Annotated in this window: 13 protein-coding genes; 4 read left to right on the top strand and 9 right to left on the bottom strand. The window is 58.3% G+C overall.

Going from position 1 to position 19,296, the window contains the following annotated elements:
* Positions 1-2: 2 nt before the first annotated feature.
* The 3 genes from KQI84_07955 to KQI84_07945 all read right to left on the bottom strand — a co-directional run bounded on the left by KQI84_07955 (position 3) and on the right by KQI84_07945 (position 3,627).
* Positions 3-995, bottom strand: a complete 993-nt coding sequence (locus KQI84_07955) for a Gfo/Idh/MocA family oxidoreductase (GenBank protein ID MCB2154807.1) — start codon at positions 993-995, stop codon at positions 3-5.
* A 198-nt stretch (positions 996-1,193) separates the two neighbouring features.
* The gene (locus tag KQI84_07950; GenBank protein MCB2154806.1) at positions 1,194-3,272 is read right to left on the bottom strand and encodes a hypothetical protein; all 2,079 of its coding nucleotides are present in this window, start codon (positions 3,270-3,272) and stop codon (positions 1,194-1,196) included.
* Between the two features lie 61 nt (positions 3,273-3,333).
* Entirely contained in the window at positions 3,334-3,627 is a 294-nt protein-coding gene (locus KQI84_07945; protein MCB2154805.1) for a hypothetical protein, read from the bottom strand.
* 535 nt (positions 3,628-4,162) lie between these two features.
* Here KQI84_07945 and KQI84_07940 point away from each other — a divergent pair.
* Complete coding sequence (locus KQI84_07940) at positions 4,163-4,564, top strand: hypothetical protein (protein ID MCB2154804.1); 402 nt, start codon at positions 4,163-4,165, stop codon at positions 4,562-4,564.
* A gap of 130 nt (positions 4,565-4,694) precedes the next feature.
* Here KQI84_07940 and KQI84_07935 read toward each other — a convergent pair whose 3' ends face one another.
* A complete protein-coding gene (locus tag KQI84_07935; protein MCB2154803.1) occupies positions 4,695-5,078 on the bottom strand; it encodes a DUF2294 domain-containing protein in 384 nt (127 codons plus the stop codon).
* 361 nt (positions 5,079-5,439) lie between these two features.
* Between KQI84_07935 and KQI84_07930 the strand changes: the two genes are divergently transcribed.
* The 3 genes from KQI84_07930 to KQI84_07920 all read left to right on the top strand — a co-directional run bounded on the left by KQI84_07930 (position 5,440) and on the right by KQI84_07920 (position 12,436).
* The gene (locus tag KQI84_07930) at positions 5,440-5,844 is read left to right on the top strand and encodes a DUF2294 domain-containing protein (GenBank protein MCB2154802.1); all 405 of its coding nucleotides are present in this window, start codon (positions 5,440-5,442) and stop codon (positions 5,842-5,844) included.
* A 289-nt stretch (positions 5,845-6,133) separates the two neighbouring features.
* The gene (locus KQI84_07925) at positions 6,134-7,969 is read left to right on the top strand and encodes a radical SAM protein (GenBank protein ID MCB2154801.1); all 1,836 of its coding nucleotides are present in this window, start codon (positions 6,134-6,136) and stop codon (positions 7,967-7,969) included.
* Between the two features lie 249 nt (positions 7,970-8,218).
* The gene (locus tag KQI84_07920) at positions 8,219-12,436 is read left to right on the top strand and encodes a choice-of-anchor D domain-containing protein (protein MCB2154800.1); all 4,218 of its coding nucleotides are present in this window, start codon (positions 8,219-8,221) and stop codon (positions 12,434-12,436) included.
* A gap of 24 nt (positions 12,437-12,460) precedes the next feature.
* Here KQI84_07920 and KQI84_07915 read toward each other — a convergent pair whose 3' ends face one another.
* From KQI84_07915 to KQI84_07895, 5 genes are all read right to left on the bottom strand, one after another.
* A complete protein-coding gene (locus KQI84_07915; protein MCB2154799.1) occupies positions 12,461-14,491 on the bottom strand; it encodes a cadherin repeat domain-containing protein in 2,031 nt (676 codons plus the stop codon).
* 20 nt (positions 14,492-14,511) lie between these two features.
* On the bottom strand, positions 14,512-15,684 hold the full coding sequence (locus tag KQI84_07910) for a tail fiber protein (GenBank protein ID MCB2154798.1): 1,173 nt from the start codon (positions 15,682-15,684) through the stop codon (positions 14,512-14,514).
* Between the two features lie 560 nt (positions 15,685-16,244).
* Complete coding sequence (locus KQI84_07905; GenBank protein ID MCB2154797.1) at positions 16,245-17,210, bottom strand: hypothetical protein; 966 nt, start codon at positions 17,208-17,210, stop codon at positions 16,245-16,247.
* 51 nt (positions 17,211-17,261) lie between these two features.
* Complete coding sequence (locus KQI84_07900; GenBank protein MCB2154796.1) at positions 17,262-18,122, bottom strand: complement C1q domain-containing protein; 861 nt, start codon at positions 18,120-18,122, stop codon at positions 17,262-17,264.
* A gap of 136 nt (positions 18,123-18,258) precedes the next feature.
* The coding region (locus KQI84_07895) for a hypothetical protein (GenBank protein MCB2154795.1) at positions 18,259-19,296 on the bottom strand (1,038 nt) is incomplete at its 5' end.

The following is a 19,296-nucleotide window of genomic DNA, read 5'->3' as shown; positions in this document are numbered from 1 at the left end:
CCTCACGCCTCTTCCATCGGATACGTCATGCCCCATTGGCGACGGCATTCATCGAGGATCCGCATGTTCGCCAGCGTCAGCTCCCACGAAATCACTTCGCTCTGAACGGCGCCGCGGCTGAGGCATTGCATGACTTCCTCCGCTTCGTAGTTATAGCCGTTTCCGGTGCGTTCGCAAACGAGCTCCTCTTCGCTTCGGCCATTCACGTTCACAAAGATTCTGTCTGGGTTCCAGAATCCGGGCAGGATCTTGATACTGCCCTTTGTGCCATAGATGGACGCGCCTGCGTCGGCGGTGATGCTGATCGATTGAGTCCCCGTCGCCATCCCGCCGTTATCGTACGTCATGATGATCGATGAGTGCTCGTCGACTCCGGTCGGACCGATGTGCGCGGCGCTGACGATGCTCTCCGGATCGCGATCGAAAACCATCCGGCCCAACGCCACGTTGTAGATTCCAAGATCTAGCAGCGCTCCCCCGCCGAGCGCAGGCGAGAACAACCTACCCTCCGGATTCCGTTCCGCGCGAAAGCAGAAGTTCGATTGAACCTGCAGCACCTCGCCGATCGTGCCGGACGCAATGATCTCGCGAACACGTCGCATCATCGGAAAGAAGTACATCCACATGGCCTCCATCAGAAAGAGGCCCTTCGACTTCGCCGACTCGATCATCTCCTCGGCCTCGGCAACATTCATTGCAAACGGCTTCTCGCAAAGGACCGCCTTCCCCCCATTGAGGCACGTCAACGTGTCGCTCTTGTGCATCGAGTGAGGTGTTCCGATGTAGACGACATCGACGTCGGGATCTGCAGCCAGCGCCTCCGTGCCAACATGGCGGTTCGGAACATTGAACTTCTCGCCAAACCGATTCGCCGACTCCATCGTCCGGGAAGCAACGCCCACCAACTCGGCGTCTTCAAGAACCGAGAGCCCCGCAGCAAACGCCTGCGCGATCCCCCCCGTCCCAACAATCCCCCATCGGATTTTCTCACTCATGGCTGCGATTCCTCTTTCGCGGGTGCTTTGCAATCACCAACGAAGCAACTACGCCACAAGGCTCCCCTCGCGCCAAGTAAGATTCGGCCGCAGTCAGAACGGCCCCAGTGAATTGGAATGCGGGCTGGTGCTTTTGCTGGCATCATTCGCCAACACCGGCCCGCTGAGGAAGAACTGATTCTCGGAAGCGACTTCAGCCTACTCAATATCGAGCAGCAGATCCGTCGCCGACATGGCTCGCCCGAGTTTCGCCCACCCTGACGTCCGACTGAGGTCACCGTACTTCGTCAGGTAGTAGGTTGCCCCAGGCACGAGGCCGGATTGATTGGAGGCGACTCCACTCACAATGACTTCGCCACTCGCCCCATTCAGAATAGTCGTATTGACAATCCCGATCGGTTGCCCAATTTGCCCTAGAGTGAATTTCGCCATTCCCGCGACAGCGTGGACGAGCAACACCGTGCTTGCACCCAGCACGCCGACATCGAGATCGCTATCGGTGACCGTCGCGAAATAATTAACCATCGGCGCGTCGAGAACGACGTCCGCACCGTCGGTCAGGCAGCAGGTTACTTCCATCCCTGAAGTCGATCGCGCATAGGCACGAATGAACTTCCCACTCGAAATGGGCGCATACGCGCCAAGACCCACGTGGGTTCCGTAGTTGAAGAAGTTCAAACGATCCCCAAGATGGGCAATATGATCGACGTAATCGGAGATGCCGCCCCGAGGAGACCAGCCGGCGATGAAATGACCAGAATCAAACTCAAACATATCAGCCTGCCCCACGGGCGCATAAACAGGGGACTCTGATCCCAGCGAGAGTGTTGATATATCATTTCTGACAACATCGAGAGACGCAAAGCGCCCCTTTCCGCCGTCGCTTGAATCGTTGAAGAGAATGAGCATCTGGGAAGCCGATGCGGCGGCCAGGGCGACGAAGTCGGTCGCGGACGAGCAGAAGTCGATTCCCGCGTTTTGTGTAATTGTCATCGTCGAGATGTTGATCGTGCAGGAGACGAGCTTGCCCTTGCCTGAATCCGCAGGATCGGCAAAGGCAATCAAATGGATGGGGAATCTTCGGCTCACCAGATCGAAAGCGGAGACATCCTCCGAAGAGACCATTGAAGCAGGACCTATCGAAAGCTCGCCGGAACTAAGCATCCTCACCGCCAGCGTAAACAGGGCGCCGGATGCGACAACGTCCTTGTACGCAATTGGGCAGAGACAGTAGCTCGAATTCCAGACCGCCGCGCCCGCGTGAATCTGTTCGACCGCATTTGTCGAGAAGGTCACCGGAGTGCCGAAGATCACGCTGCTCCCATCGACCGTCACGACACACACCTTGCCGCGATTCGAATCTCCGGTGTCTCGGTAGAAGAAGAGCGCTCGCGATTCATCCACAGGAACAAGTTCGAATTCATCCGAAGGACCAAAGTCCGTCGTTCCGACAACGGGCGCCTGGAAGGAAGCTTCCCACAATGAATCCGCGGCAAAAACCACGGGAGTGCCGGCCACCAGAGCGCCGCCGGAGTTGTTCTGATACATCCGAACCATCGTGCTTGGCCCCGAGCTGGGGCTGTAGGGCAGCCAGTCCGATGCAAGCTTCCCAGTCGCGTCTGCCATGGGAATCGTGTTTGCAGCCGGAGTCGTCGAGATCGGTGCCAGGTCGGTGATCTCCAGAGTCGTGTGCGTGTGCTCCCCCGCTGCAACCTGATCGGCACCCGAACCGACTTTCCCCTCGTCGGTCAGATCCGTATACGAAGAGTATCGCGCCGTGTTCAGCGTCCCCGCATTGATGTTGCTGGCATTCCGAAGGGCAGCAGAATTCAGCCCCTCCAGTTTCAGCGCATCGCGTGCAACGTAGCTCGTGTGGCTCGGCAGAAATGGCTGGCGCGGCGACAGAATCACGTACGTCGACACATCATGATTCGAGTTATCAGTCGCGCCGGGACGCACCATGATTTCGACGTACATGTCGCCTCCGTAGAGCACACCGGAGCAAAAATCGATCTGCACCGAGAAGACGCCATCAACGACCGGTGTGTCGTCCGCGTAGGAGAATTCGCTGATGCGGGCTCCATCGGTGATGGCATCATACGCGACAAAGGCCAGATCGTACGTGCCGTTGGCGGCGACACCCTTCTCCTTCAAATGCCCCTGATAAACAAACGGCGCAGGAGGGTCTGCTGCCCAGAGTGTCTGCGCTGCAACAAACGCGAGGACCAGCAGTGAGATTCTGAATCGAAGCATCGCGCGGAACGGGGAAGATGACATGAGAAGCTCTTACCTTTCTGAGAAACATCCAAAGCACGGTTCGAAATTGAGGGGAAAGCGGCTACCGGATCGTCCAGATCTCGTAAGGACCCGCCGTGCCGCCATCTGAAGCCGGGATCCAAAAGCCGCCCGCCACATCGAGGCCATCGGCGGACGACGTGCCGCTTGCGCCGGCCTGACACGCCATACCGCTCACTTCATAACCATCACCGGTGGAGGCAATTCCACCTCCCGCACCATAGGCGTACCGCGAGATCTCAAACTCGGCACCGCCCCTCGCAATAGCCAGCGCCCCCAAAAGAACCAGGAACGCCGCAATCAGCGCAGCGAATGCTCTCTTTCTCAAAGGCTTCATTTCGATGTTCCCCTCCTCGACAAATGGCGCATGGGGCACCCGGAAGATGCAAAATCCCTCGGGGTCCGTCGGTGAACTGACACCGAAACGGCCACACGAAATTGGAGGTCGATGCGAAACGAAATTCCTCCCAGCCCCGGCAGAAGAACCGGGTATCGCCGAGCGGTGCGTGGCGATTTCCAAACCCCTCGGATCAACCAGCAATCACTTCCCGCGCTGTCCCGGACCGAACAGCTTCCCGCAAGGCCTGACTTCTACTCTTCGAGTGGCGCCAAAAGCCCATTATCCATCAAGCATCTAACAATATGCCCATAGATCACAGGGCGGGATCGCCTTGCGGAAGTCAAGCACATAATGCAGAGGCAGCAGGGATTGCCTCCGATTTGCAGGAGATGAATCGGTTGCTTGAGTGCGGGATCGCCTCATACGCAATTGTCTTCCCGATGATAGAGTCGGGCTAAGTGAGCGTTGACCTGGTTGAGTCTCCCCAATACGGTCAGCCCTGCCTTACGGGATGAACGCCGCGGAGAGAATCATGGACAAGATCGCAGCCGCAGTCCTGCCCTTCATCCAGCAGAGAGGCTATCCTCACCGAATTGAGAACGGGCAGTTGATTGTAATTCTGCCCTCGAATTTCGGAGAGCTGTTGATTGGCGACGCTCCACCGGACGACACCATGATTGGGCTGGTGGGCTACGCATGGCACACGCACGGCGATATCGAAGAAGAGCTGTCAGGCCTGCCGATGGCAGAAGCCATCGCCCAGAGAGTCGATCGGATCTTCGCAGGTAAGGACCTGATGGTCGAAGAGACTGACCCGAATGGCAAGGTCGACAGAGTCATCTTGGATTCCAGGTTCGAGAGCATGGATCCCAAAGAGACACTGTCCAAAGCTCTCGAGGGGTATACGGCTCGAGTCTTCCCTGCAAGAACATAGTGTGTTACACACGCCGACGATCAGCCAGGCGCAAACGAATTTCCGATGCGATTCAAGAATGCAGGATCCCACAGATCGGAGCCCGCCGAGCGGGGCAAGCCAGCAGTGCTCAGGGGAGGACTCGATTGTCTCACCTATTCCGAGTCGAGGCGCGCAACAATGGCGAGGAGGACAAGGTAAACACCAACACCTCTTCACCCGTGGCCGTGCTAATATCGTGATGGAGGCTGATCACTTTTGAGCCGGAGATCTCCTCGATCATGGCCTCGAGGAGCGGGCGGGCTGTTTCGACCAACTGGGTGCGGACTTGCTTGAGCAGATCTCTGCCCTTTTCGGCCGGAAGAGTCCTGACCAGATGCTGCTCGGCTGCGGTGAGAACTCCCTGGAGGCGCACAACGAGGAAGTCGTCCAGCAGGTGAGCGCGAATCAACTGAGGACCGCGCCCCATATGTTCCCGCTCGAAGTGGATGATGCCTTCGCAGATCGCTGCTTCGATTTCGCCCAGAGTTTTCATATTCATCTCCGCTTCCTTGCAGTTCAGAGTACGGGCATGGGCCTTCGCCAAGGCAGATTTCCGACGCGGAAAACAAGACCGCCTCCAGTGACTGTCGAGTTCGGCCACCACCTTTACGATAGGCCCAATTGTCCTTGCATTCTGAGTTGTATGAGGCCATCTTTACCATAGTCTGACGTACAAAGGGCAACAGCAATTGGCCCTGCAGCGGTTGGATGACTAGAGAAAAGGCGGCTTGGCTGAGGCCAGGAAGCACGTTCTAAGAGTAACCCGACGCGGTCCCCACACAACGGTGTGGAACTGCGTCCTTTTTTTTGCCCCGCCGGATCTCGAAAGACGGCAGCACTCAGAGGTATGCCTCATGTGCAGAAGCGAACAGACCATTGCCCAACAAGTAGCCCAGGCTGCCATCGCTCTCCAGCGACAGAGAACTGGCCATGAACCGCGGACAGTCACGGTGGTTCTGACTGGCAACACTCTGGTGATCACGATGCATGGTGCCCTCAGTCCTGCAGAATGCGCGATGGCGGCAAGCCCTGCCGGAGCGGTGCAACTTCAAGAGTTCCACCGCCAACTCTTCGCCAACTCCTCGGAGGCAATGCGCCTGGAAATCAAACATATCACAGGCGTCGACGTGACGGAAGCAGCCGCTGAAGTCGATCTGAACACAGGCTCGGTCGTTCATGCCTTCGCCAATGGCACGATGATCCAGGTGTTCCTCCTCGCCGAGGATGTCTCTGAGGAGACATGGAAGGAGCAACACTGAACCCGCAGACTCGAGATAGAAGTAACCCCGCTTGCCGAGTACCCACCGAGCAATCGTTCAGAAGAGCAAGTGCTCGGAGACGAACTGCAAATTCGCCAAATGGAAAGGATGAACTCCCATGAAATCGACTGCCCAGTACAGGCCAAATCCGACAAACCACTACTCCGAACCTCGGCGCCTGGTTATTGCTCTCGTTCATCCCTCCAACTACGACCACGCCGACCGGTCCGGCGGCAGCTCATATGTTCAAACGTACGCCCGTGGTGTGATTCCCTGCAACACGCTCCGTGTGCTGCAAAGCCTGACAAACGAGGCTCTGAATCTCCCGAGCTTCGCCGGCATAGAAACCGAGGTTCATATCTTCGAGGACAGCATTCGGGCACAACAGCGGGCCTTTCGCCGCTTGCTGAAGAAATTCCCTCGAGAAAACACACTGCTCGTCGTTGGTCTCGTCGGTGTCCAGAGCAATCAGTTTCCGCGCGCACTGGACCTTTGTCGTGGCGCCTTGTCACACGACGCCCGTGTTGTATGGGGAGGCCCACACATCACGGCAAGTATTAACGCCTCCCTCAAGGGCATCAGCACCATTGATCCACTACGCCCGGGTGTTCCAAGCCCGCACACGATGCCGGCAGAGATACAACGCCTCCTGGAAACACAAGGCGTCGTTGTGTTCCACGGGGATGCAGATGCTAACCATGCATGGGCCCATGTTCTGGAAGATCTGGTGAAAGGGCGCGAGAAGAACTACTACGAAGCGGGATTGGCCCTGGAAATCAATGATCCCGGATGCATATACGATACACGGTATCTCCAAGCTTTTGCCTCGCCTGTGGCAGCCGTGGACACCGAGCGTGGCTGCCCATTCAAATGCAGATTCTGTGCAGCCATACAGGCCCACGGGCGCAAAGTACGAAGCCGAGATCCGCAAGCACTGGTGGAGTGGGTTCGCAAGCAGTGCATAGCTTATGGTAAAGGCATCACCGTCTTATTCGCTTCCGACAATCTCGCCCGCAATCCTCACTGGCGTGAATTGCTGTCTGGCCTGAAGGGGCTCCAGGATCAAGGCTGCAGATTCGATATCTGGGCTGAGGCCGACGTTCTCTGCAACTCGGGCCCAAATGAGGGATTCCTTGAGGCATATGCGGCTGCCGGCGGAAAGGGACTCTTCTGTGGAATCGAAAGCATGAACAGCAAGAACATCCTCCTAGCGAACAAGAAACAGAATTCTGTCGAGCAATTGCCCGCCTTCTTCAACGATTGCCACCGCCACGGTATCGCCCCCGAGGGTGGATACATGATTGGCTTCGAACACGACACTCCAGAGAGCATCCGAGCTGACGTGAGCCTGCTGTTGAGGGCTGGTATGTCGCGAGCGTCCTTCTTTATAAAGGCACTGCTGCCGGGTAGTCAGGATTGGGTCGAAGCCCTTATGGCGGGACAATCCATGAGTCCGGACCTCAATAACTACGACTCAACGATCGTGAGTTATGAACATGAACATATGAGCGAGCAGGAGTGGATGCATGCCTACAATCAGGCCGTCCGTCAATTCTACAGCATGGACAATATGGTCAGCACACTCATTGCCCATAAAGACTCCTCAGCTCGTTGGCGCCTGATCAAAGGATTCCTTTGGTACCGGTGGGCATATCTCGTTGAGCGATCGCATCCCATGACCGCAGGACTCTACAGACACCGCCCATTCAAGGAGAGACGGCCTGATTACTCCCGAGCCTCTATCCTGTCGCATGTCCTGAGCGAAGTGTGGCGTCACATGCGATATCTCGGCCTCTTCCTGCGAGAGTACTACATCTTCCAGAACGTGATTCTGGAGACGGAATTTCGTACCCGAAGCGACGGAATGGCCGGTCGCGTCAGCAGGCACATGCAGGATCTGACGGGGCGTGTGCATGGTGTTGGTGATTGGATCCAGCGCACATTTCAACTGCCGATGCGGCGCGTGTGGCTAAACGAATTCTGGAAACGCTATGGCAGCCGAAAATGGAAGCTCCTCACTCCGATCGGAGTGTGGTGGCATCTGAAGATGGTGCCCTTCGCCTTGTCCGAAGCCGTCTACACATTGCGATTCACTCGCTTGTTCCTGCGGGGCCTGCGCCACTAACCTGCTCCATCGCCCTGCTCGAGGGACAACAGCCCTTGTTTCAGCCAGACACGTTTCCGCCGCTCCCCCTCTCGGGGCCTGAATACTGCTATCTGCCCTAATCTCAGCTCACCGCACCAGTTCCGCCGTTTTCGTCACCCGGGCGGAGCATTTGGCGCGTGGGCCGTCGAGGGACTCCGCCCCGGGCGGCGATTTTGGGACGAAGTCAAATCCAGTGAAGGCGCCCACAGCGGGCGGATTGGGGTTACCATGCGGTTCTTCGTTGCTTGTCTTCTGATGCTTGCTCTGCCCGTTGCGGTCTCTGCGGAGACGATCACCTGGAGCGACACCGGCGGCGACGGCCTCTTCAACAACCCCGACAACTGGGACCTCAATCGCATCCCCAGCGAGCTCGACGACGTGGTCTTCAACGGAACCTCCGTCGAAGATTGCCACCTGGCCGGCGCCAACATTCTCGTGAATTCCCTCACGCTGGATACGGGCTATACGGGGACGTTTTCCTGCCAGCCGGAGATCACGATCCAGGAAGATTTCATTCTCCGATCGGGAACATTCGAAACGAGCGGCGCAGCCCTCTTTCGAGGAAGTTTCATCCACACCGGCGGCACGGCCGATATTGGCCGCATTCTGATGCGCCAGCAGCGCTCGAGCGTCATCCAGAGCGTCGCCAATCCGCTCGTCACTCCGATCTTCGACATGTCGACGTGGGATAATATCAACGTCGACTTCGACGTCAACTTGTCGGTCGATTCTTCATTCAATCTCTCCGCGTTTGCGCGCACGACAACATTCCGATTCAAGACGGGATCGAGCGTCGTCCTTGGCGCGGGGTCGTCCTACCTGCACCAGAAGGCGACCATCATCCTGGAGGACGGCGTCATCATCGACGCCCGCCAGGCGCTTGAGTTCTCGACCTACCAGGGCAAGCGAATCGAAGAAGGCACTGGCACTCTGCTCTTCGATGCGCAGGCGATGAGCTTCACCGATTCGCAAGGAATCGCCGTCTCCTCGCTGCCGCCCGGCGGCGACATCTTCGTCACGGTGATCGACCTCGAAGAGAACCTCGACTCTGAAGCGATCGACACCGTCGAGGTCACGGTCTCCAGCCCAACCACTGGCGACACCGAAGTTCTCACACTGCAGGAAGTCGATATGACGGTGGGACTCTTCCGAAACAGCACGCCGCTGCTGACCAGCGATCAGGCAGCGAACCCGGGCGACGGCATTCTGCAGTTTGCGACGAACGAAGATCTGCTCGCCGTTTACACCGACGCAGAAGATCCGAACGACACGATCTCTCGCCCTCTTCAGGTCTCCGACTTCGTTTGGGACGGCGGCGGAGCCACCGATTCCTGGAACGAACCCGAGAACTGGAGCACCGACTCCGTTCCAACCCGATTCGACAGCGTCGTCTTCAACGCAACCAGCAACAAAGACGTGCTCCTCGATTTCGGCTACTTCCCGATGAACAACATGACGGTCGATTCGACCTATATCGGAACGATTGTCTTTGATCGTGCGGCCGCCCAGATCTATGGCGACTTCCAGCAGTCCGGCGGAGCAATCGAATGGGGCACTGTCGGCCAGGAACTCTACGGCGATTTCCGATTCTCCGGCGGCACCGCAACGCCAGGCGCTTTCACTATCCAGGGCGCTGGAATCCAGGAGTTTGACGTTCGCCCATCCGGCCTCAACATTTCGGGCTTCAGCGTTTTCAGCAGAACTCCCGTCACTGTCAATATCCGCGGCAATCTTGTCCTCGATAACGTCTATGGTTCCTTCGTCGCATCCGGAACATCGGCTGACATTCATCTCTTCGATGGAAGCCTCGACTTTATTGGCGGCCGCTCCGACTTCACCATCATCAACGGCAACACGGTGACTATCGAGCCGTCGGCCCAAGTCGATTTGTCCGATATTCGCGAGTTCCGAAACTATGGAACTGTCATTGAGAATCCCCCCGGTGTCATGCTGCATCCCGCCAAGAGCCTTGGCTTCACTGACGCCGACGGCAATGCCGTGCGATCTGTTCCCGATGGAGGCGAAGTCTACATCACTCTCGATGACTTCGATGAAAACACGAATGGCGCTGTGGCCGAAACGACCGAGGTCACCGTCCGCAGCGCCACCACCGGCGACGAGGAAGTCCTTGTTCTGAATGAAACCGATGTGCGTTCGAGTTTTTTCCGAAACGCAACGCCGCTGATGACCGCAACCGGTGCGGCAGTGCCTGGAGACGGCATCCTTCAGAAATCCGGCGACGAAGAACTCACCGTGCACTACCAGGACAACGAAGATCCTTCCGACACACTCGACGAAAGCATCATCGTGCCGCCCCTTGTGTGGGATGGCGGCGGTGCGACGGAGAACTGGGACGAAGCCGCGAACTGGGATCCCGATGGCGTGCCGGGCGCAACGGACGACGTCATCTTCAATGCGACCAGCTCCAAGGATTGCGTGCTGAACGGTTCGCCAGTCTTCAACAATTTCACAATCGATGCAGACTACACCGGCTCCATCCTCCCGGAGAAATTCCTCCGACCAGAAGTCCGAGGCAATTTCACGCAGAATGGCGGCGCATTCATCGACGACACCGGGTGGTGGACTGTCCGCGGTGATTTGCAGGTCACAACGGGGACGTTCGTAATGAAGAACTTAGCCCAGATTGTCACACGCGATGCCGTCTGCGATTTTGGTCCGCAACCCGTAGATTTCTCAACTCTCGAATTCTCCTCCACCAACAATTCGAGCATCGACGCGAAAGGCACATTCACCTTTGCCGGCTATATGGAGTTCAGAGAGTCCGTTCGAGTCACGCTCGTGGAAGGCTCCGCGACCGGAGGTCCGACTTCCACCAGCTTCATCGCGTCGGGCTCGGCTTTCAAGATCTCCGATGGCACGCAAGTTAGCCTCGGAAATCCGAATGGCTTCAACAACTACGGCTCTCTGATTGAGGAAGGATCGGGAGTCATGCGCGTCCCGGCCATCGGGCTTGGATTGTCGGACGCCAACGGCAATCTCATCTCGGAAATCGCTTTAGGCTCTGATGTCTTTGTGAAGCTGATCGACAGCGATGAAAACACGAGCGGATCCCTCCGCGATACAAGCACCGTTACAATCAGCACAAGCAACTCCGCCGATCAGGAAATCATCGTCGTCAACGAAACCGGCACCAAAACCGGCACATTCATCAATTCCACCGGGCTGCCGATGCAGTTCGGAACGGCAGTGCCGGGCAATGGAATCCTGGAACTGAACCAGACCGACAATGTGCGAGCCCGATACATCGACAACGAAGATCCGACCGACTTCCTGGAGCCCTCACCGATCCCCGTCCTAACTCCCGAGATCACCGTCCTGAATGGCGTGACACCCATCGCAAGCGGATCGGGTCCATTCGATCTTGGCTCAACGGATGCAGGCGCAGAATCGCTGCGCAGTGAATTCGCAATCCGAAACGTCGGCGCGGCCGACCTTCAGATCGCAGACGTCACGGCAACGGGTGGCTTCCTGATCGAAGGCGCCCCCAGTGCCGTCACGGCAGGCAGCTCTGCGACGCTCACAGTTGCGCTACCAACAACCACCGCGGGAGACTTCTCCGGCACAGTGGAAATTCACTCGAACGATTTCGACGAGAGCACATTCACATTCACCGTCACCGCGACAATCACGGCGCCCGCAATACAGGTCAGCCAGGGCGGAACTCCCCTCGCCAACGACGCGGGTCCGATTGATCTCGGCCAGGCAAACTATCTGGGCACGCCGCTCTCCGCGACGCTTCTTATCGAGAGCATCGGCAATAGCGATCTCATCATCGCCACCGCCGATATCACCAACAGCTACACAATCTCTCTGACCCCAATGACGATCCCCACCGGCGAGTCCGAGAGCTTCACCGTGGATCTCGCTACGTCGCTCCCTGGCACCTTTGAAGGCACACTTCAGATCACCAGCAACGATGTGAACGACTCGCCATTCGAACTCACCTTCACCGCACAAGTCCTCGATGCCGAGATAGCTGCGAGATACCAGGGCAACGCCCTCGAAAGCGGCGTCTCCTTGGTCGATCTTGGCAGTCACTTCGTTGGCGCAACTCCCGTCGAGGCAGAACTGCTGATCGAGAACACCGGCGACGCGCCTCTCGTCATCTCCAACGCCTCCGTCCCCAGCGGATTCACACTCACGCAGTTGCCCGTCGATCCGATCGCGCCGAGCCATTCCCAGACTCTTCGCTTCCAACTCGAAACGCAAAACGCCGCCACGTTGTCTGGTGATCTCACATTCTCGACCAACGACTACAACCGGCCCGAATTCTCCATCTCACTGAGCGCCGAAGTCCTCCAGCGCCCCGCGCAGGAATCCATCGCCGCCAGCCTGTTGATGGGAGAAAACGAACTCGCGGGCAACGACATCAACGGCGACGGCGTCCTCGACGTCGCGGACATTGTGAAGACGCGGAATCCGTGAGGTAGAACGCAATACACACAACGCTCAGAACGTCAGCCAGTGATCCTGGTCGGTAACTTGGACTTCGCTGCACTCCACCCACCACAGCGAGTCAGCGGCGAAACCTAACGGTGTGCCGTCGCAATCGCCGGTGTCGTTCGTGCCGAGGTCCCATCCATCGAACGAGATGAGTAGCACTGTCTCGTCAGTAGGATGCGTGCAGATCACCGTGCCGGCACTGCCAATCGGCAAAGCGGATGCGCCGGAAGGATCGGGCGCAATGGTCTCGACACGCGCGCCGGGCACAGTACAAGGCGGCAGATCGATAACCTCGATCGTGAAGACCTTCTGGATCGCAGCGCCGCAGTTATCGGTGCAGCGAATCAATAGCTTATAGCTCGGAATGTCTTCGTAATCCAGGGTCCTCGTCGTACGAAGCAGATTTCCCGTCAGCAGGAACGAGAAGCTGCTCGGCGATGGATCGACATCGATCAACTCCAGCACGTGCGAATCGACCGGATCATCATCCAAGACACTAAACCACCCAACATTCCAGAGATTCCGCTTATTCTCCTCGATCGTGTTATTGCTCAAGAAGATATTCGTTGGCGGATTGTTTTCGATCGTCGGGAAAATCAGATCGTCAATGTTGAAAACGTAGAAGCCCTGCCCCGCGGTGTCATTGCTGATCAAGGTCGCAGAGAGAACGCTGGGGATCGACGATTCAACGCCCAGGCCGAGGAAGTACGCCTCACCGCCGTCGGGCAGAATCGCGCTGGGTGTTGCACCGTTGCTGACGGAGGTCCCTGGGCCAACGGTCAATGTGAAGTCGCCCGCTTGCACGTCCCCGGGACTGCCAATCACAAACAGGCCAAAAGACCTTACCGGGATGCAGAAGTCGATGGTCACACTATCACCCGAAAGAAAGGCGCGGTCCGCCGTATCGAGTCCAGCCGAGTTGCTTCCTCCCGCCGTCGTTTGCGAGAAATCGTCGGTCACGAGGAAGTCCGCCCCTGCAGCAGAATGCGACAACGTCACGCCACCCAAGGTGACCGGTGGCGGATACGTCGACCCCGCGACGGCGGATTCGAAGTCGATGCTGGAGGAGCCGGCCCCGTGGTCGGCGAAGAAATCGTCAAAATCATCGTAAGAACGAACCGGCGGCGGGCCGGGACATGATACGTCGGCAACAACATCCGAACAACTCACCCACCAAAGCGATCTGGGCGGAAACGCAATCGGTCCCGTGCAATCCACCATCGCATCGATGCCATGCTGCCAGTTCTCGAAGGAAACGAGCACTCCAGGTTCAGCACTCACGTTGGTGCAAGCGACATAGCCGCACGTTCCGGCGGGCAGGCCGATGGCACCGCTCGGATTGTCGCTGACCAGGCGAATGCTCTGCCCTGCCACAAGGCCGCAGTTGTTGATAAGAATGGCGGGGTCTGCTTCGTGGATCACATCATCGATACTGAAGACAAAGTACCCGAGCCCCTCGGGATCGTCGGTCGAGAGAATCGCCGTAGAGAAACGATCCAGTTCCGTCGCACCATGGATGATCAGGCCGAAGAAATACACCTCGCCGCCGTCGGGAAGAAACGCGTCGGGAGTTGCGCTGTTCGCAATGAAGACATCCGGCTCGACAAACAACGTCAAATCGCCCGGCTGCACATCGCCGGGACTGGCAATGATACTGATGCCAAAGGCCGCGACCGGATAGCCAGTCGTCATCACAACCTCGTCGCCCGACCAGAACAACTCATCCTCCGTGCTGAGCCCCAACGCGTTTGCGCCGTCGGGTGTCGTCTGGTCGTAGGCATCGCTGACCTGAAAATCCAATCCGCCAGCGTTGTGCGAAAAGAACACAGTACCGATCGAGACATTAGAGGGGAAGGTCGATCCGGCAGAGATAAACTCGAAATCGACTTCCGCCGTGTCGTACGGAATCTCTGCAAGAAAATCCGCCCGGCTCGTGTACGTGCTCGTCACCGCCTGGGCAAAGACGCAATTCATCGCCAGGAGGAACAGCATCGCCGTTCCGCAAGAGAGGATCCGGAAAGGTCGTGAGGTAATCACTGGGTGTCCCCCCACTTCCCTTAAACTGGATTTACGCGATCCGGCGCGAGAACGATGTACCCCTCCACCGGTCCGGCTTCGAGATCATGGTTCTTTGGAATCGCGAACCAGATGGTGCCGATGCCATCCTCGTGCTGCAGCATCTCGATAGCAAGGTAATCGACCCCACCGGACGTGAACTGTAAGCCGCTGTGTTGGTCGAGACGCGTCGCGCGAGGTTCAAGATCATAATTGAATTCCACGCCTTGTCCCCATCCACCCAGACGGAAATCGAGCATGACTTGAGAAATGGCGAATAGCCGCGTCCCAAATCCCTCGAGAGTAATCGTTACTCGCCCATCCGCCGGCGGGGTTGCATCACCGGCGCCGGGATTGAGGACAAACATGGGCTCGACCGGGCCGGCCGCCAGATCCTGATCCGCGGGAATCGCATACCAGATCGTCCCAACCCCATCTTCGTGTTCAACGATTTCGAGACCCGTGTAATCGACGCCACCGGAAGTGAAAATCTCCAGGCGCCCGTTCCAGGGATAATCGCGCGCGTTGTCGACGATCACCGCCGAACCCGTCCCGATGTCCGCGATCGGCCAGCGCGGCGATGCCAGTTCCGGCGAGACAGGCCACTTGGAGGCGTTCGGAACAATAGAGCGCGCATCGTTAGAATGATAGGCAATGATGTAGCTCAACGTCGTCGAGGGCTGCACGTTGGCGTGGGGGGCGTTGCTGCCAGTGACACCAATAGAATCAGTCCCCATCACGACAGACGTGGAGGCATTGAGATACTGGGGCGTCGAAGCCGTCGCCAGCACATTGCCCGCCGGCTGCGTCTGCGTGGCGGAGGAATTCGTCGCCCTCAACGTGTGATCGTGCGCCGGCAATTGCGTCACATCCAGGATCACCGACTCAGCGCCGAACTCCTCGCCCAGCTTCCGATTGCTCAGCCCAGGTCCTGCGCCGACACCCACCGCCACACGCCCCCTCAGATCCGGCAGGGCGAACGTCGTTCGCCCATCGCCACCATAGGTATTCCCGATCACCTCGAAGAGATCTGTGTTGTAGGAAATGGCCAGATATCTTCCATCGCACCGAAACCACCCCTGCGGGATATTCGGCCCCGCATGGAGACGGATCTCGCCCAGGTACGGCTGCGCCGGACGATTCGCGATCCGCGGATTGTGCCACAGCTCATCCATCTGTGCCTGCAGAGCCGTGATCGACGGACGCTCCGATCCAGAGACCCCCATCTCCACGCCGACAGGGTCCAGAACCAGCCGCACAGCGAGCGGCCCCGTCTCCAGGTCGTGATTCTTCGGAATCGCCAGCCAGATGTTCCCCTTGTCCGGAACGTGCAGCAGATACTCCAGCCCCAACCAATCGACGCCACCGGACGAGAAGAAATTCTCCTCCGGAGCCTCCAACCTCGTCGCGGCCGACGCCGACGGCACAAAAGCCGCCACAGCAATCAACGCCAGAGCCGCCCGCCAGGCAAACCGCCCATTGGATATCGTCATCCTTCGGATAAGAGCAAATAGCGACATGATCCTGCCCTCTCCCTCAGAAAAGTGGACACGCAAAACCGCCGGAATCGAAAAACCGATAGGTTATGTTCAGGTAACCTGAATCTGGCCAGAACTGCCCCGAGTTGTCAATTCCATTAGCAGCGATAAAGAGAGGGGGGCACAGTCTACACACCCAAAACCAAAGCCCCTCCCACTGCTGGGAGGGGCTTCGGCGTCAGGAGTTTGGTGCAAACTCAGTGATTCAGCACTTGCCATTCCGCAACGCCGGCATTGTTGCTACCCGCGTACCAGTCGCTGAAGCTTGTCAGCGGACCGATGGTCAATGTCTCGCCGCTGGGCGTGACGCTGTACTGGTTGATCGGCACGCCGCCCTCGAACTGGAAGACCGTGTCGAGCGCGCCGCTGAGCGTGTTGTCGCTGGCCGGATCGAACGTCCACGTGATCGTTGCCGATCCGCTGAACGAGCCGGTGATCGAGAGCATCTCATCGATCAGCGCCGCCGCGTTGTAGCCGCCGTCGGTCACATCGCCGGTCGTGCGGCTGACGACGATCGGCCCGCCGGACGCACCGCCGCTGAACGTGATCGTCACGTCCAAGGCATCGGTCATCGGGAACAGGAACGCACCGTCGGCAACCGTCGCGATTTCATACGTGCTGTCGGCCACTTCGTTGTACAGAACGGTCACGTCACCGGAATCGCTCCCGGACGGCGCGGCCTCGGCGTTATTCAGATTGTCCGTCGCAACTGTCGCGAAGGCGTAGGCCCCATCGCCGGCCGTCGGAGTATACGCCCAGACGCCGCCGGACACGCTGCCCGCAATCGTCCACGCTCCTCCGGGCTCCTTGACATGGAGCGCTACCGCGGCCACACCGCTGCCGCTGTCAGTTGCTCCGTACGTGCCGGTGATGTCGCCACCGACCTGCGTTGCATCCACCACGGTCGCGGCGGAATCGGGCGGAGTCGTATCGAGGGTGGTCAGATAGCCGCCGGCTATCTCAAACGATCCGGCGCTCGAAGTCGAAGCATCGGGCTGGCCGATCGCATCGTTGACTTCATAAACCCCACCGGCAAGAACCCCGCCGCTTTGGTCTGCGGAGCGGGCGATTTCAAACTGTCCTCCGGACTGGCCGAAGGAGATCGTGCATAAGAGGATCATCACGGAGGCCGTGATCATCGCTCGATATCTTATCAAAGGCATGAGAGCCTCCTTCACAGAAATGAGGAGATGATGCGAGGCGATTCGTGATGATTAGTAGAGCTGCACGCCGGAGAAGGATGTGTAGTTGAATGAGGTTCCAGGGAGTACATTGCTGTTCCGAATGCTGACAACATCCCCCGCGGCGAGATTGAGAAGCCGACTTCCTCCTCCTACGCTATCGCCGAAGGCCAGAAGCGTCCAATCTGTTCCATTGACCTGCAAGAATCCGGCCCCATTCATATTGTAAGCGCTCAGCGAGAACAAGTAAACCCCATCAGTAGGGGCAGTGAACTCACCTGTGAGGTGATTGTAGTTTCCACCATGATCATGCTCCTCGACGTCAAAGACGACCGTCTGACTGGCCCCTGCAAACCAGTCGGCGCCCAGATGTGCTGCAAACGACACATGCGGCTCCTGCAGGTCCGTCGAATCCAGCCCATCGAGCGTATCAGCATCGCCGGCCGTCATTGCGTACGTGGATGTCGTCGCGTAGTCCGCCTCCACCGAGAAGCGCGCCTGGGGCGCGGGGTGAATCTCGCGCCGCGGCGAGAGCAAAGTCAGCGATCCGCCGTTCGGGCCGACGCTAATCTCCAGCCAGCGCGCGTCGCCATCGAATGCCCCGGCGCCAAAGTCGAGCGAGACCGCGAAGAGCCCATCCACCACGGCAACGCCGGTTTCGTTCAGCGTCGATCCGATCTGCGCCCCCGCAGTGGCGTCGTCATACAGAGCGAATGAGAAATCGTAAGAACCATCAGCCGGCGCACCGGCATCCTTCAGCGTCCCCTGATACGTAAAGGCCGTCGTTACGGCAGACTGGCAGTAGGCGCGCGCCGAAAGCACGGAGAAGCCGGCGCACAACACCGCCAAGAGCACTGCGCAAATCAGTCGATTCTTCTTCAACACAACTCGCATTGATAGAACCCTCCATTGAGATTCATACGATGTCGATGGTTCCCCGAACCAAAGGCGCGGGCGGCACGTGAATGCCCTGCAGGCAACAGCGGAAAGCTTATCTCCCCGCTGCCGCCTGCAAGAGCTGGTGGATGACTCAGTGATTCAGAATTTGCCACTCTGCAACGCCGGTCACGTCGTTGAAGTTCACCGTGACGTCGGCGGTGGCCGGGGCGGATTCGGTGTTGCCGGCGATGTCGGTGCCGACGACGTAGAATTCGTACGTTCCGCTGCCGCCGGTGCCGGTCGTGTCGAAGCTGATCGGCGACGATGCAAACGTGCCGTAGCTCACAAACGCGCGCGCGCCGTCTTTCTGATAGAACAACTCGACATGATCGATGCCTGTGCCCGTTCCATCGTCTCCGGTCCACTCGACATCGAACACCGCCGAAGGCTGAACAAGCGAACCGCTCGGCGCCGTCACCTGGCTGCTGGGAGCTTGTGTATCCACAACGATGCTTGCATCGGCCGAGACCGGAGCTGCTTCAACATTCGTCGCGTTGTCCGTCGCGATGGTATAGAACTCGTACGTTCCATCGCCGCCCGTTCCAGCCGTGTCAAAGCTGACCGGCGAACCGACGACAGTTCCGTAACTCACGTACCCGCTTCCGTCGCGCTGATAGAACAACTCGACATCGGCGAGCCCCGAACCGCCGATCGTATCACTGCCCGACCAGGCAATGTCGAAGACAGCGGTGTTGATTGGACCCGACAATGCATCTGCAGAAGAGGTGGGAGGTGTCGTATCCACCCCAGTGCCGCTCAGTGCAATCGTCAGCGTACCGCTCGTCGTGTTTGTCTCCATGGTGATCGACCCGGTGACAAGTCCAAGGCCAGCAGGCTCGAAGTCGATTTCAAGCGTTGTGCTCGTGCTGTTTGCGAGCGGTGTTGCGGGCAGGGATGCGATCGAAAAGGTGCCGCTGCCATCATCAACCAGTGTCGTGCTCGTTTCCAGATCCATGTATCCTGTGCTGGTAAGGATTGCAAAGACAGTGGCGGGACCACTCCCCAATTCCACGTCGCCGAAGTTCATGGTGTCCGGCGTCAACTCCAACTTCGGACCTCCGGCGTTCAGCAATACGTAACCGTCCTGTGAGGCACACGCTTGGAAGTGCTTGCGCCGGTGGAGAGCGCT

The organism is bacterium, assembly GCA_020444065.1.
Classification (GTDB): domain Bacteria; phylum Sumerlaeota; class Sumerlaeia; order SLMS01; family JAHLLQ01; genus JAHLLQ01.
The sequence above is the reverse complement of the archived record's forward strand: the minus strand, read 5'-3'. Positions and strand labels throughout refer to the sequence as shown.

Bases quoted from the DNA above. Each gene is read 5' to 3' on its own strand.
- KQI84_07920 (MCB2154800.1), top strand. From the start codon at position 8,219: ATGCGGTTCTTCGTTGCTTGTCTTCTGATGCTTGCTCTGCCCGTTGCG.
- KQI84_07910 (MCB2154798.1), bottom strand. From the start codon at position 15,684: ATGGATGAGCTGTGGCACAATCCGCGGATCGCGAATCGTCCGGCGCAG.
- KQI84_07955 (MCB2154807.1), bottom strand. From the start codon at position 995: ATGAGTGAGAAAATCCGATGGGGGATTGTTGGGACGGGGGGGATCGCG.
- KQI84_07950 (MCB2154806.1), bottom strand. From the start codon at position 3,272: ATGTCATCTTCCCCGTTCCGCGCGATGCTTCGATTCAGAATCTCACTG.
- KQI84_07905 (MCB2154797.1), bottom strand. From the start codon at position 17,210: ATGCCTTTGATAAGATATCGAGCGATGATCACGGCCTCCGTGATGATC.
- KQI84_07945 (MCB2154805.1), bottom strand. From the start codon at position 3,627: ATGAAGCCTTTGAGAAAGAGAGCATTCGCTGCGCTGATTGCGGCGTTC.
- KQI84_07930 (MCB2154802.1), top strand. From the start codon at position 5,440: ATGTGCAGAAGCGAACAGACCATTGCCCAACAAGTAGCCCAGGCTGCC.
- KQI84_07935 (MCB2154803.1), bottom strand. From the start codon at position 5,078: ATGAAAACTCTGGGCGAAATCGAAGCAGCGATCTGCGAAGGCATCATC.
- KQI84_07940 (MCB2154804.1), top strand. From the start codon at position 4,163: ATGGACAAGATCGCAGCCGCAGTCCTGCCCTTCATCCAGCAGAGAGGC.
- KQI84_07900 (MCB2154796.1), bottom strand. From the start codon at position 18,122: ATGCGAGTTGTGTTGAAGAAGAATCGACTGATTTGCGCAGTGCTCTTG.